The 12,967-nt window shown below is 64.6% G+C and carries 14 protein-coding genes; 11 read left to right on the top strand and 3 right to left on the bottom strand.

Features of this window, described 5'->3' with window-relative positions; translation table 11 throughout:
• The first annotated feature begins 154 nt into the window (after window positions 1–154).
• From GTK01_RS15725 to GTK01_RS15710, 4 genes are read left to right on the top strand one after another with little or no spacing between them, the layout of a single operon-like run.
• On the top strand, window positions 155–1,060 hold the full coding sequence (locus GTK01_RS15725) for a PfkB family carbohydrate kinase (protein ID WP_252927684.1): 906 nt from the start codon (window positions 155–157) through the stop codon (window positions 1,058–1,060).
• Window positions 1,057–2,112: a tagatose 1,6-diphosphate aldolase gene (locus GTK01_RS15720; protein ID WP_252927682.1), complete on the top strand. Its 1,056-nt coding sequence runs from the start codon at window positions 1,057–1,059 to the stop codon at window positions 2,110–2,112. The genes GTK01_RS15725 and GTK01_RS15720 overlap by 4 nt, the downstream gene beginning before the upstream one ends.
• Entirely contained in the window at window positions 2,112–3,509 is a 1,398-nt protein-coding gene (locus GTK01_RS15715) for an L-fucose/L-arabinose isomerase family protein (RefSeq protein WP_252927680.1), read from the top strand. The genes GTK01_RS15720 and GTK01_RS15715 overlap by 1 nt, the downstream gene beginning before the upstream one ends.
• 11 nt (window positions 3,510–3,520) lie before the next feature.
• Complete coding sequence (locus tag GTK01_RS15710; RefSeq protein WP_252927679.1) at window positions 3,521–4,633, top strand: Gfo/Idh/MocA family protein; 1,113 nt, start codon at window positions 3,521–3,523, stop codon at window positions 4,631–4,633.
• Between the two features lie 10 nt (window positions 4,634–4,643).
• Here the strand turns inward: GTK01_RS15710 and GTK01_RS15705 are convergent, their stop codons facing one another.
• From GTK01_RS15705 to GTK01_RS15695, 3 genes are read right to left on the bottom strand one after another with little or no spacing between them, the layout of a single operon-like run.
• Window positions 4,644–4,907: a BrnA antitoxin family protein gene (locus GTK01_RS15705; protein WP_252927677.1), complete on the bottom strand. Its 264-nt coding sequence runs from the start codon at window positions 4,905–4,907 to the stop codon at window positions 4,644–4,646.
• A complete protein-coding gene (locus GTK01_RS15700; protein ID WP_252927675.1) occupies window positions 4,873–5,163 on the bottom strand; it encodes a BrnT family toxin in 291 nt (96 codons plus the stop codon). Before GTK01_RS15700 ends, GTK01_RS15705 begins: the two co-directional genes overlap by 35 nt.
• A 47-nt stretch (window positions 5,164–5,210) precedes the next feature.
• Window positions 5,211–5,993 (bottom strand): UTRA domain-containing protein, encoded by a 783-nt coding sequence (locus GTK01_RS15695; RefSeq protein WP_252927672.1) that lies wholly within the window; start codon window positions 5,991–5,993, stop codon window positions 5,211–5,213.
• A gap of 132 nt (window positions 5,994–6,125) precedes the next feature.
• On the opposite strand from GTK01_RS15695, the gene GTK01_RS15690 reads away from it, so the two are divergent.
• The 7 genes from GTK01_RS15690 (at window position 6,126) to glpD (ending at window position 12,943) form a co-directional block, all read left to right on the top strand.
• Window positions 6,126–6,413, top strand: a complete 288-nt coding sequence (locus tag GTK01_RS15690; protein ID WP_252927670.1) for a UxaA family hydrolase — start codon at window positions 6,126–6,128, stop codon at window positions 6,411–6,413.
• A 10-nt stretch (window positions 6,414–6,423) separates the two neighbouring features.
• Window positions 6,424–7,605 carry a UxaA family hydrolase gene (locus GTK01_RS15685; RefSeq protein WP_252927668.1) on the top strand — a complete coding sequence of 394 codons (1,182 nt, stop codon included), beginning with the start codon at window positions 6,424–6,426 and terminating at the stop codon, window positions 7,603–7,605.
• A gap of 1 nt (window position 7,606) precedes the next feature.
• Window positions 7,607–8,539 (top strand): hydroxyacid dehydrogenase, encoded by a 933-nt coding sequence (locus GTK01_RS15680; protein WP_252927666.1) that lies wholly within the window; start codon window positions 7,607–7,609, stop codon window positions 8,537–8,539.
• The gene (locus GTK01_RS15675; protein WP_252927664.1) at window positions 8,536–9,540 is read left to right on the top strand and encodes an Ldh family oxidoreductase; all 1,005 of its coding nucleotides are present in this window, start codon (window positions 8,536–8,538) and stop codon (window positions 9,538–9,540) included. The genes GTK01_RS15680 and GTK01_RS15675 overlap by 4 nt, the downstream gene beginning before the upstream one ends.
• Window positions 9,537–10,544 carry an aldose epimerase family protein gene (locus tag GTK01_RS15670; RefSeq protein WP_252927662.1) on the top strand — a complete coding sequence of 336 codons (1,008 nt, stop codon included), beginning with the start codon at window positions 9,537–9,539 and terminating at the stop codon, window positions 10,542–10,544. Before GTK01_RS15675 ends, GTK01_RS15670 begins: the two co-directional genes overlap by 4 nt.
• A gap of 56 nt (window positions 10,545–10,600) precedes the next feature.
• Entirely contained in the window at window positions 10,601–11,365 is a 765-nt protein-coding gene (locus tag GTK01_RS15665) for a DeoR/GlpR family DNA-binding transcription regulator (RefSeq protein WP_252927660.1), read from the top strand.
• Between the two features lie 72 nt (window positions 11,366–11,437).
• The gene (glpD, locus tag GTK01_RS15660; protein WP_252927658.1) at window positions 11,438–12,943 is read left to right on the top strand and encodes a glycerol-3-phosphate dehydrogenase; all 1,506 of its coding nucleotides are present in this window, start codon (window positions 11,438–11,440) and stop codon (window positions 12,941–12,943) included.
• Window positions 12,944–12,967 lie beyond the last annotated feature (24 nt).

The raw sequence follows: 12,967 nt of genomic DNA, 5'->3' as shown, positions 1-12,967 counted from the left end.
TGCCATCCAAGAGCATCGATCGAGGCGGATCATGCCATGTCTTGTAAAAGATACAAGACCTGTTACCGTCCAGTCATCTAAAGGGCGTGCCCAGCCGCGCATTGCGCCGGTTCCGGCGGCACATTGCGATGCCCCAATATTGCGATACGAGTGCATGAGCGACATCTTCTTCATCGGTATCGCGGTCGTCGACTATATCTTCCTGGTCGACCGTCTCCCTGACCGCGCCGAAAAATACCGGGCGCGCGACTTGCAGATCGTCGGTGGCGGGCTGGCCGCCAATGCGGCGGTAACGGCGGCGCGGCTTGGCCACAGCGCGCATATGATCGGGCGCATCGGCGACGATGTCGTGGCAGGACAGATCGGGGAGGGACTTGCGGCCGAAGGCGTCGATTGCGCCGGTCTGCGCCGCTTTGCAGGGCATCGCTCGCCGCTCTCCTCGGTCTATGTCGACGATGCGGGAGAGCGGATGATCGTCAATTACGGCGACTGGTCGATCCCGACAGCGACGGACTGGCTGCCGGACGAACTGCCGGCCGGAACGGGCGCGGTGATGGGCGACATTCGTTGGGAGGAGGGCGCGCGGCATCTCTTCGATCTTGCGCGCGGCGCGGGCCTGCCGGCCGTGCTCGACGTCGACCGGCCGCCCTTCGATGCGAGCCTTCTGGACGCTGCGAGCCATGTCGCGCTGTCGGCGCAGGCGCTGCGCGAGATGACGGGAACGGCCGATCCGCGCGCCGGGCTGACGCGCCTGCGCGAACGGTGTGCCGCGCATCTTTCCGTCACGATCGGCGCGGAGGGAACGCTGTTCTTCGAGGGCGATGCGATCGCGCATGAACCGGCCTACGCGGTCGATGTCGTCGACACGCTCGGCGCCGGCGACGTGTGGCATGGCGCGCTGACCGTGGCGCTTGCCGAAGGCATGGAAACGCGCGCGGCGATACGCTTTGCCTCGGCGGCGGCGGCGCTGAAATGCACCCGGTTCGGCGGGCGAGCGGGAATTCCGACCCGCGTCGAACTCGATCAATTCCTGAACAGATGCGAAGGATCGCAGGCATGACGTCACTTTCGGCCGGCAAGCTGTGGGGCCTGCGGCGGCTCGCCGACGACAACGGGCGGTTCAAGATGCTGGCCGTCGACCAGCGCCCGCCGATCAAGAAACTGATCAAGGCGATGCGTGGCACCGCTGAAGCGCCCTATGAGGACGTGGCCCGCTTCAAGCTGATGCTGGTGGAGGAGTTGCAGGCGGAGACCTCGGCGGTGCTGATGGACCCGCATTTCGCGCTGCCGCGCGGGCTTTCCGTCTCTTCGCCAGCCAAGGGCATGATCGTGACGCTGGAGGATTCGATTTTCCAAGAGACGGAGACGGGGCGGCTTTCGGGCGAGATCGACGACTGGTCGGTCGAAAAGATAAAGCGCGCCGGCGGCGACGCGGTGAAGGTGCTGGCATGGTATCGGCCGGATGCCGATCGCGCCAATTGCCAGGCACAGGAAGACTTCGCGAAAAGAATCGGCGAAGCCTGCCAAGTCTATGACATTCCCTATCTTTTCGAACTGCTCGTCTATCCGCTGCCCGGCGAGGCGGACCAGACGACGGACTATGTCGAGATGGCGGCGAAACAGGCCGACAACGTGCTGGAAAGCGTGCGGCGTTTCGCCGACCCGGCCTTTGGCATCGATATCTTCAAGCTGGAAAGTCCGGTGCCGGCCAAGGGTATCGGCGACGGGTCGGGCGGCGCGACGCAGAAACTCTTCGATGAAATGGGCCGGATCGCCCGCCGCCCCTGGGTGATGCTTTCGGCGGGCGCCGGCATGGCGGAGTTCGAGGCGGTGTTGAAGCACGCCTACGCGGCCGGTGCGTCAGGCTATCTGGCGGGTCGAGCGATCTGGTCCGAACCGTTCAAGGCGTTTCCGGATTGGGAGGCGATCCGCGCCGGCCTGCGGCAGACGAGCCTGCCCTATGTGAAGCGGATCAATGCGCTGACGGATCAAGGCGCGACGCCGTGGTTCGACACGCCGCTTTATGGCGGCAGGGCCGAGATTGCCCATGCGGATGCTTCGTTCCGGCATTCTTATGAGGGAATGGCCTATCCCGGCATGGGAGGCGGATGATGGCACGGATCGGGCTGTTGCCGCTGGCGCGTGCGACCTTCGACGTGCCTTATGCCGAAGCGCTCTACGGCAAGCTGAGGCGCGGGCTTTTGGCTGCAGGGCACGATCTTGTTAGCGGCGATGCGCTGCTGTTCGACGCGCCGGCGACCGAGGCCGCGCTCGCTGCGATGACGGGCGAGCCGCTCGATCTCCTGCTTATCGTGCAGGTGACTTTCACCGATGCGACGATGACTGTGAAGATTGCCGATGAAGCGGATGCGCCGCTCGCGATCTGGTCGCTTCCCGAGCCGCGGACCGGCGGGCGGCTGCGGCTCAACGCATTTTGCGGACTCAATCTCGCGGCGCACGCGCTGGGCCTGAACGACGTTGCGTTCGGCTGGGTCCATGCGGACCCCGCGACGACGGATGTCGGTGCCTTGGCCGGCGATCTTCTTGCCGGGAACCGGCAGGCGAACGCGCTGCCGCTTGCTCCGGCAGAAGCGGGCGAAGTCGAGAGGGCCGGCGCGCGGGCGCTCCTGGCACGCATCGCCGGCAGCCGGATCGGGCGGATCGGCGAGCGGCCGGACGGGTTCTTCACCTGCGACTATGATTCGGAGCGGCTGGAAAGCCTAGCCGGAGTCTCGGTAGAGCCAATCGCGCTCGACGCGCTGTTCGACGCCGCGCGGAATGCGGACGCGGGCGCCGTCGGCGAGGCGCGCGCGGAGGCGGGGGCGACGCTCGGTGATCTCGACACGGTCGATCAGGACCAACTGGACCGCTCGCTACGCTTGCGCGCCGCGCTGGAAGACGTGCGCGCGACAGGCGGCTATTCGGCCTTTGCGGTGCGCTGCTGGCCGGAGATGTTCACGCAATATGGCGGCGCGGTCTGTGGGCCGGTCGGCATGATGGGGGAGCGGCGCGTGCCGTGCGCCTGCGAGGCCGACGTCCATGGCGCGCTGACGAACCTTTTCCTCCAAGAGATGACCGGCGAGGCGGCGTTTCTCGTTGATCTCGTCGACCTGGACGCTGAGGACGGCACCGCCGTGGTCTGGCACTGCGGGCAGGCGCCGGTTTCGATGCGCGACGAGACGGTGATCGCGAAGGCTGCGATCCATTCCAACCGCAAGATGCCGCTGCTCTTCGAGTTCCCGCTGAAGCCCGGCCGCGTCACCTTTGCCCGGATCAGCCAGGCGCGCGGGCATCCGACGATGGTGATCGCAGGCGGGCAGATGCAGCGCCGACCGCTCGCCTTTTCCGGCACGGCAGGCGTGCTCGCCTTCGACGCAGCAATCGAAACCGTCGCCGAGACGATCATCGGGGCCGGACTCGAGCATCATTTGAGTCTCGTCTACGGCGATCACCGGCCGGCGCTGCGGGCACTCGCGGCCGAGATAGGCCTTCCGGTTCTCGAATTCTGAAGGGTAAACACATGGCCAGACTGCGCTACGCGATCATCGGTTCGGGCATGATGGGGCAGGAGCATATTCGCAACATCATGCTCTTGCCCGATACGGAAATCGTCGCCGTCAGCGATCCGGACGAGAGCATGCGCGAACGTGCATCGGCGCTTGCCGGAGGGGCGCGGCAGTTCGCCGATCATCGTGCGCTGATGGATGCGCAGCTCGCGGATGTGCTCCTCATCGCCAGTCCCAACCAGACCCATCACGACATCCTGCTCGATGTCATGCCGGCAGACTTGCCGATCCTCGTCGAAAAGCCGCTCTGCTCGACTGCCGAGGCGAGCCGGCACATCCTGTCAGTGGCCGCCAGCCGCAAGGCTCCGGTATGGGTGGCGATGGAATATCGCTACATGCCGCCGATCGCGCGCATGATCGAGGAAATCCGCGCCGGGACGATCGGCGAGACCAAGATGCTGACGATCCGTGAACACCGCTTTCCCTTCCTCCACAAAGTCGGCCACTGGAACCGCTTTTCGGCGGAGACAGGCGGCACGCTGGTGGAGAAATGCTGCCATTTCTTCGACCTGATGCGGCTCGTCACGCAATCGGAGCCGGTGCGGATCTTCGCGTCCGGCGCGCAGGATGTGAACCACAAGGACGAGGCCTATGACGGCCGCGCGCCGGACATCCTCGACAATGCCTATGTGATCGTCGATTTCGCCAACGGCATGCGGGCGATGCTCGAACTTTGCATGTTTTCGGAAGGAAGCTGGTTCCAGGAACACGTCTCGGCGATGGGCTCCGCGGCCAAGATCGAGGCCTTTGTGCCCGGACCGGCGCGGTTCTGGCCGGGCGCGGGCGAACGGGCGGCGGAGATCGTCATTTCGCCGCGCGAGCCGAAGGGGCCTGAGCGGCGTGTGATCGAGGTCGACCCGGAAATCCTCGCCGCCGGCGACCATCACGGCTCGACCTTCTACCAGCACCGGTTGTTCCGGCAGATGGTGCTGGAAGGCGGCGAGCCGCAGGTGTCGCTCGAGGACGGGCTGCGATCGGTCGAGATGGGCGCGGCGGCGGAGCTTTCCGCGCGCACGGGGCAGGCGGTGGAGTTTGCGGATGGCTGGCGCGACCGTCAGGTGGCGTGATCGCTGCGGTCTAGCGCTGCTTGTGCAAGGTGCGGACGTAGGTCTCCAGCACGGCATTCATGCGGGTCTGGTAACCCTTGCCCGTCGCCTTGAAGGCATCGAGGACGGACTTCTTCACACGCAAAGTCACTTGCTGCGTCGTGTCGGGCTCGACCAGCTTCGCATTCTTCCAGAAGTTCTCGTCCAGTTCGGGAATGTCGCTGGTGTCGATCTGGTCGTCCGGCAGGGCGGCCAGTTGCTCAAGGGTCAATTCCCTGTCGTAGCGCTTCTTCATAGGTGTTCCTTTCGACGCGCTTGGCGGGGCGCGCGGAGATGATGCGGGTTGTGCCATTCCGGTCGGTGTGGGTCACCACGAGCACGAACACGCCTTCGATCGCGCCGATGCTGTTGCGGCGAACTTCGCCATATTCGAACCGGTCATCGATTGCCGTCAGGACGGGACCTTCGAAGATTCGACAGGCGGTTGCAAAACTCAGCCCATGCTTGGCGATGTTTGTCCGGTTCTTCGCCTCATCCCATTCAAAAGTCATGTAAGCACATTATGTAGTTACGTTCAATGCGTGCTGCGGGCGGCAAGCTACTTCAGATCCGACAGATAGTGATGCGCTTCGGTGAGGCAGCGGGAGATGCGCCATTCGACGATGCGGTCGTCGAGGCCGACGGCGCGGCGGTCGACTTCCAGGAGTGGCATGCCGAAGGGGCAGTCGAGATGGCGCGCGTCGTGGGCGTCGGCGCCGACTGCCTTGAGCCGCTCGACCGCACGGGCAACGGTGATGCCGTAGCGGGTGGAATAGAGGCCGTAGACATTGTTGGGGATGGTCTCGAAACGGTCGAGTTCGGGGAAGTGCTCGGCCGGTAGGACGATGCGCTCGATGATCAGCGGCTTCTCGCCAAGCGTACGGCGGCGGATGAGACGCCAGACGGGGTTACCGGCGGGAATGGCAAGCGCATCGGCCTCGGCCGCGTTGGCGTCGCCACTCTCGAGCGAGAGGACCGTCGAGTCGGGAAACTCCCGGCTGCCCTCGTCGGGGGTCAGCTTGAAGAACTGGAACAGGATGCGCTCGTCATCATAGGATGTGACGAAGGTGCCGCGCCCCTGCCGGCGCACAAGCAGATTGTCGAGCGTCATCTCGTGCAAGGCCTTGCGCACCGTGCCTTGGGATACGTTCAGTTCCTCGGCAATCTGGAACTCGTTGGGGATGGACTGGCCGGCCTGCCAGCGGCCGTCGGCGATGCGGGCGACGAGCAGCGCCTTCACGCGCTTGTAGAGCGGCTGGTAGCCGAGCTTGCCGGCTCGCTCGGCGCGGAAGCGCTCTTCCTGGAAATCGCCGTCTGATTCTTCCATCCGTGCGCTGGTCACACTCTTCTCCGCGAAATGAACTCTCGTTTGCCCGGTCGCCCGCCGTTTCCCGATTGCGTCGCTGGTCTTTTATCTTATACAAGAGCTATCGCTGCACCGCCAGCGTGGCTTTGAGGTTTTGCGGAGGTCAGGATGGCGATTCCCCATCTGCTTGTTCACGAGCACAAGGACAATGTCGGCGTCGTCGTCGTGGAAGGGCTGACGGCGGGCACGAAGATGCTCGGCGTCGTCACGCAGGACAATTCCAGCTTCGAGCTGGAAGCCAAGGCCGACGTGCCGATCGGCCACAAGGTCGCGCTTGCCGACATCAAGAGCGGCGACACGGCAATCAAGTATGGCGAGGACATCGGCAGGTTCGTCGCCGACGTCGCCAAGGGCGGCCACGTCCATGTCCACAATCTCAAGACCAAGCGCTGGTAGGAGCCGACCCATGGCGTCGAAATATTCGAACCGGACGATCAAGGCCTATCGGCGCGACAATGGGCGCGTGGGCGTGCGCAACCATGTCATCATCCTGCCGGTCGACGACATTTCCAACGCCGCCTGCGAGGCGGTCGCCAACAACATCAAGGGCACGATGGCGCTGCCGCATGCCTATGGGCGGCTGCAGTTCGGCGAGGACCTGGAGCTGCATTTCCGCACCATGATCGGTACCGGCGCGAACCCGAACGTCGCCGCCGTCGTCGTCATCGGCATCGAACCGGGCTGGACGAAGAAGATCGTCGACGGCATAGCGGAGACCGGCAAGCCGGTGGCGGGCTTTTCCATCGAGCAGAATGGCGACCTGAAGACAATTATGGACGCCAGCCGCAAGGCGAAGGAGTTCGTCCACTACGCCACCGAGCTGCAGCGCGAGGAATGCTCGATCTCGGAATTGTGGGTCTCGACCAAATGCGGCGAGAGCGACACGACGACCGGGCTCGGCTCGTGCCCGACCGTCGGCAACATGTATGACAAGCTCCTGCCCGAAGGCATCTATGGCTGCTTTGGCGAGACGTCCGAGATCACCGGCGCGGAGCACATCGCCAAGGCGCGCGCGATCAACCCGGAAGTCGGCGAGCGCTGGTACAGGATGTGGAAGGCCTATCAGGACGACGTCATCGAGCAGTTCAAGACCGACGATCTGTCCGAAAGCCAGCCGACCAAGGGCAATATCGAAGGCGGGTTGACGACGATCGAGGAAAAGGCGCTCGGCAACCTCGAGAAGATTGGCCGGACGTCGAAATATATCGACATTCTGGAGCCTGCCGAGATGCCGAAATCGGGCAACGGGCTCTATTTCATGGATTCTTCGTCGGCCGCGGCCGAATGCGTGACGCTGATGGCGGCGGGCGGGTATGTGATCCACACATTTCCAACGGGTCAGGGCAACGTGATCGGCAATCCGATCGTGCCCGTTATCAAGATCACCGCCAATCCTCGCACCGTGCGCACGATGGGCGAGCATGTCGATGTCGACGTGTCGGGCATATTGCGGCGCGAGATGACGATCGACGAGGCGGGCGACGCCCTGATCGACATGATCGTGCGCACGGCGAACGGGCGCAACACGGCGGCCGAGGCGCTCGGGCACCGCGAGTTCTCGATGACGAAGCTTTATCGCAGCGCGTGACATGGCCGACATCGTCATCAGCGAATTCATGGACGAGGCAGCGGTCGCGCGGCTGACCGCGCGGTTCGACACGCTCTACGACCCGAAGCTGGTGGATGATCCGGAAAGGCTCACCGACCTGGTTCGGCCGGCGCGCGCGCTGATCGTGCGCAACCGCACGCAGGTGCGCGGCGCGCTTCTGGAGAGCGCGGGGAAACTGGAAATCGTCGGGCGGCTGGGCGTCGGGCTCGACAATATCGACGTGGAGGCATGTTCGGCGCGCGGGATCGCGGTGCACCCGGCGACGGGGGCGAACAATCTGGCGGTTGCCGAATATGTCATCGCCAATGCGATGCTGCTTTTGCGCCAGGCCTATCAATCGAGCGATGCGGTGGCGGAGGGCGCGTGGCCGCGCCAGAAGATGATGGGGCGCGAACTTGCCGGCAAGACGCTCGGCCTGATCGGCTTCGGCGCGATCGCGCAGGAAGTTGCATGGCGGGCGCATGACTACGGCATGAGGCTACTCGCCTACGATCCGCACCTGGACGCGGGGCACCCTGCCTGGCAGATCGCGCGCAATGTCGCGCTCGACGGCCTGATGGAACTTGCCGACGTCGTTTCGCTGCACGTGCCGTTGACCGAGGCGACGCGGCACATGATCGACGCGCGGCGGCTCGGGCTGATGAAGCGCGACGCGGTGCTGATCAATGCCGCGCGGGGCGGGGTCGTCGACGAGGCGGCGCTTGCCGACGCGCTGCGTGATGGAAGGCTTGGCGGAGCCGCGCTCGACGTGTTCGAAAGCGAACCGTTGACGGCGGCGGACGGCGCGAAGTTCAGGGGGCTTCCCAATCTCGTGCTGACGCCGCATATCGCGGGCGTGACGGAAGAATCGAATGTGCGTGTCTCCGACATGATCGCGGAACTCGTGATCGCGCATCTGGAGAAGCAGGCATGAGCGAACGGGTTCTGACGGTGGGTGAGGCGCATGCGCTGATCGCCGCCGTGCTGACGGCGTGCGAAACGTCGGTCGACAATGCCGACGCTGTCGCGCGGGCGTTGGTGAGCGCCGAGCTCGTTGGGCAGGGCGGGCACGGTTTGAGGCGCGTTCCGGCCTATGCGGCGCAGGCGCGTGCCGGCAAGGTCAAGGGCCATGCGGTGCCGCGTGCCGAGCGCGTCCGGCCCGGCGCGGTGCGGATCGATGCCGGGTTCGGCTTTGCCTATCCGGCGCTGGAAATGGCCGGCGAGCAACTGGCCGAGATGGCGCCGGCGCAAGGCGTCGCGATTGCCGGCATCCATCGCTCGCACCATGCCGGCGTTGCGGGGCTCGCCGTCGAGGCGCTGGCCGAGCGCGGGCTTGTGGCGCTGATGTTCGCCAATGCGCCGGCGGCGATGGCGCCGTGGGGTGGGCGTCGGCCGCTCTTTGGAACCGATCCGATTGCGTTTTCCTGTCCGACGGAGGGCGGCGATCCGATCGTCGTCGACGTCTCGCTATCCAAGGTCGCGCGCGGCAAGATCATGGCCGCAAACCAGAAAGGGCAGTCCATTCCCGAAGGCTGGGCGCTCGACGTGGACGGCAATCCGACGACCGACGCCAAGGCTGCGCTCGCCGGCACGATGATCCCGCTCGGCAATGCCAAGGGAACGGCGCTTGCGCTGATGGTCGAGCTGCTCTGCGCCGGGCTCACCGGCGCGAATTACGGATATGAGCAGACGTCGTTCTTCGACGCCGCGGGCGATCCGCCGGGCACGGGACAGGCGATCATCGCCATCGATCCGGGCGTATTCGGAAGCCATGCAATGGTCCGGTTTGCGCAGATGGCGGACCAGATCGCAGGCAGTGACGGCGCGCGCGTGCCGGGACATCGTCGTATCGCGCTGCGCAAGAAACTCACTGCCGAGGGCATTTCGGTCGATGAGGCGCTGATCGACGAAATCGGCGCGATCGGTGCCGCATGAGCATCGAGGAATTCGGTCGGACCGCTGCTGGCGAGACGGTCCAGCGCATTCGCATCGCCGGCGGCGGGCTGACCGCGCATGTGCTGACATGGGGCGCGGTGATGCAGGATCTGCGCCTTGATGGCCACGAGCCGCCGCTCGTGCTCGGCTTCGAGCGCTTCGAGGACTACCCCGCGCGCTCGCCCTTCTTCGGCGCGACCGCTGGGCGCTATGCCAACCGGATCAGGCATGGCCGGTTCGAACTCGACGGCCGGCCGGTGCAGGTCGATACCAATTTCCTCGGAAAGCATCTGCTTCATGGCGGCATCTTGGGGATCGGCAAACGGATCTGGACGATCGCGGACATGGGATCGGATTTCGTGCGGCTGACGCTCGCCGACCGGGACGGCGAAATGGGGTTTCCCGGCAATCTCGACATCGAATGTCTTTACACGCTTGAGGATGGCGCGCTGAAAGTGAGGCTGACGGCGCGAACCGATGCGCCGACGCTCTGCAATCTTGCGCATCACTCCTATTTCAATCTCGACGATGGCGGGGCGGGCGACGTGCTCGGCCATCGGTTGATGATCGACGCAGACAATTATGTGCCGGTCGATGGCGAATGGATTCCGACCGGCGGAACGCTCGATGTGGCTGGAACGCCGTTCGACTTCAGAAGGATGCGCGAGATTGCGTGGAACGAGGACGGTGCGCAGTTCGCCTACGACCACAATTGGTGCCTTGCCGATGGCAGGCGTTCGTTGACGCGAGTGGTTCGCCTAGAAGGCGCGCGATCGGGCGTAGCGATGGAAGTTTGGACGAGCGAACCGGGCGTGCAATTCTATGCGGGGCACAAGCTAGCCGTGGATGGCGGGCTCGGCGGACGCAACTACGGCGCGTTTGCCGGTCTCTGCCTCGAGCCCCAGGTCTGGCCGGACGCGCCAAATAACCCGGATTTCCCGCAGGCGGACTTGCGGCCGGGCGAGACCTACGAGCAAGTGACCGAGTATCGTTTTTCGAAATAGATGCATCGGCTTTCGATTTGCATTAGAAGGAGCGAAAACGAAAGCAGACGGCTTCCATGTTCCTTCTTCCGCGCCATGCCGAAATCGTGCAACTCGCCAAGGACAGCGGACGTGTCCTTGTCGACGATCTTGCGCTTCGCTTCGACGTTTCGCCGCAGACGATCCGCAAGGATCTGAACGAGCTTTGCGACAAGCGACTTCTCGCGCGCGTCCATGGCGGCGCGGTGATTCCGTCTGGCATCGAGAACATGGAATATGAGGCGCGGCGGCGCATCGCGGCCGACGAGAAACAGGCGATCGGCCGGGCAGCGGCGGCGCTCGTGCCCGATAACGCTTCTCTCTTCATCAACATCGGCACCACGACCGAGGCCGTCAGCGAGGCGCTGGGCGACCACAAGGGGCTGATGGTCATCACCAACAACATCAACGTCGCCAACCGGATGCGGGTGCAGCCGTCGATCGAGGTGGTAATCGCGGGAGGTGTGGTGCGCGGCTCGGACGGGGGTGTGGTTGGCGAGGCGGCGGTCGACTTCTTCCGCCAGTTCAAGGCCGACTATGCGGTGATCGGCGCCTCGGCGATCGACGAGGATGGCGCGCTGCTCGATTTCGACTTTCGCGAAGTGAAAGTCGCGCAGGCGATCATCGCCAATGCAAGGCACGTCATCCTCGTCGCCGATTCGACCAAGTTCGAGCGCACCGCGCCGGTGCGGATCGCGCACCTGTCGCAGGTTTCGAGCTTCGTCACCGACCGCTGTCCCAGCGCCGAGATCAGGCGGGTATGCAAGGAAGCGGGCGTGCAGTTGGTGGAAACGACGCGCTGAGGCACTGCCAGCGCTTGGATTTCGATGAAGTTTCGTTTAGATTTCGTTTGATTTCGAAATCGGATATTCGACGTGCCTGACGAGACGATCCACGACATTTTCATCATCGGCGGCGGCATCAATGGCTGCGGCATCGCGCGGGACGCCGTCGGGCGCGGTTATTCGGTGTTCCTGGCCGAGATGAACGACCTTGCGAGCGGCACCTCGTCCTGGTCGACCAAGCTGATTCATGGCGGGCTGCGCTATCTCGAGCATTACGAATTTCGACTCGTGCGCGAGGCGCTGGAGGAGCGCGAGGTTCTGTGGAAGAACGCGCCGCACATCATCTGGCCGATGCGCTTCGTGCTGCCGCACCACAAGGGTCTTCGCCCGGCCTGGCTTCTGCGGCTGGGGCTTTTCCTCTACGACCACATTGGCGGGCGAAAGCTTTTGCCGAAAACGCGCGTCCTCGACATGAGGGCCGATCCGGCCGGACGGCCGCTTAAGCCGATCTTTTCGAAGGCGTTCGAATATTCGGATTGCGGCGTCGACGATGCGCGGCTCGTCGTGCTCAACGCCCGCGACGCGGCCGACAAGGGCGCTGTGATCCGCACGCGCACCAAGGTCGTTTCGGCCAGGAGGCAAAACGACGTCTGGTCGGTGGAGATCGAGGACCAGACGACGGGCACGCGCGAGACGGTGCGGGCGCGGCTTCTCGTCAATGCCGGCGGCCCGTGGGTCGACCATGTGCTGGGCGAGACGGTCGGCCGCGGCGACGTCCACAATGTGCGGCTGGTGCAGGGCAGCCACATCGTGGTGAAGAAGAAGTTCGACGATCCGCGCGCCTATTTCTTCCAGAATGCGGACGGGCGGATCATCTTCGCCATTCCCTATCATGACGACTTCACCATGATCGGGACGACCGATCAGGACTATCAGGACGACCCCAAGGAGGTTGCGATCACCGAGGCGGAGATCGACTATCTGATCGCTTCGGCGAGCGAGTATTTCGCAGAGCCGGTGCGGCGCGCGGACATCGTCTGGACGTTCTCGGGCGTGCGCCCGCTCTATGACGACGGCGCGTCGAAGGCGCAGGAGGCGACGCGCGACTATGTGCTGAAGGCCGATACGGATGGCGCTCCGCTGATCAACATCTTCGGCGGCAAGATCACCACCTACAGGCGGCTCGCCGAATCCACGCTGGCGAAGATCGAGGGGCTGATCGGCGCCAAGGGGCGGCCTTGGACCGAAAGGGCGGCGCTGCCTGGCGGGGATTTCGCGGTCGGCACATTCGACGCAACCGTGCGCAAGCTGAGCGACGACTTTCCGTTCCTGGCAAAGGCGCATTCACGGCGGCTGACCCGGCTCTACGGCACGCGGGCGCGCACGATCCTTGGCTCGGCGAAGTCTATCGAGGATCTTGGACGGCATTTCGGCGCCGACCTCTACGAGGCCGAGATCTGCTATCTCATGGCGCACGAATGGGCGAAGACCGCCGAGGACGTGCTATGGCGGCGCACCAAGCGCGGGCTGGTGGTGTCCAGGGAAGACGCCGCACGGCTCGAGACCTTCATGGGCGGGCTCGCAGCCGCCGCCTGACAGACCAGCATCGGGGAGGATTTC

This window comes from Aliihoeflea sp. 40Bstr573, assembly GCF_024105655.1.
In the GTDB taxonomy this organism is placed as follows: domain Bacteria; phylum Pseudomonadota; class Alphaproteobacteria; order Rhizobiales; family Rhizobiaceae; genus Aliihoeflea.
The sequence above is the reverse complement of the archived record's forward strand: the minus strand, read 5'-3'. Positions and strand labels throughout refer to the sequence as shown.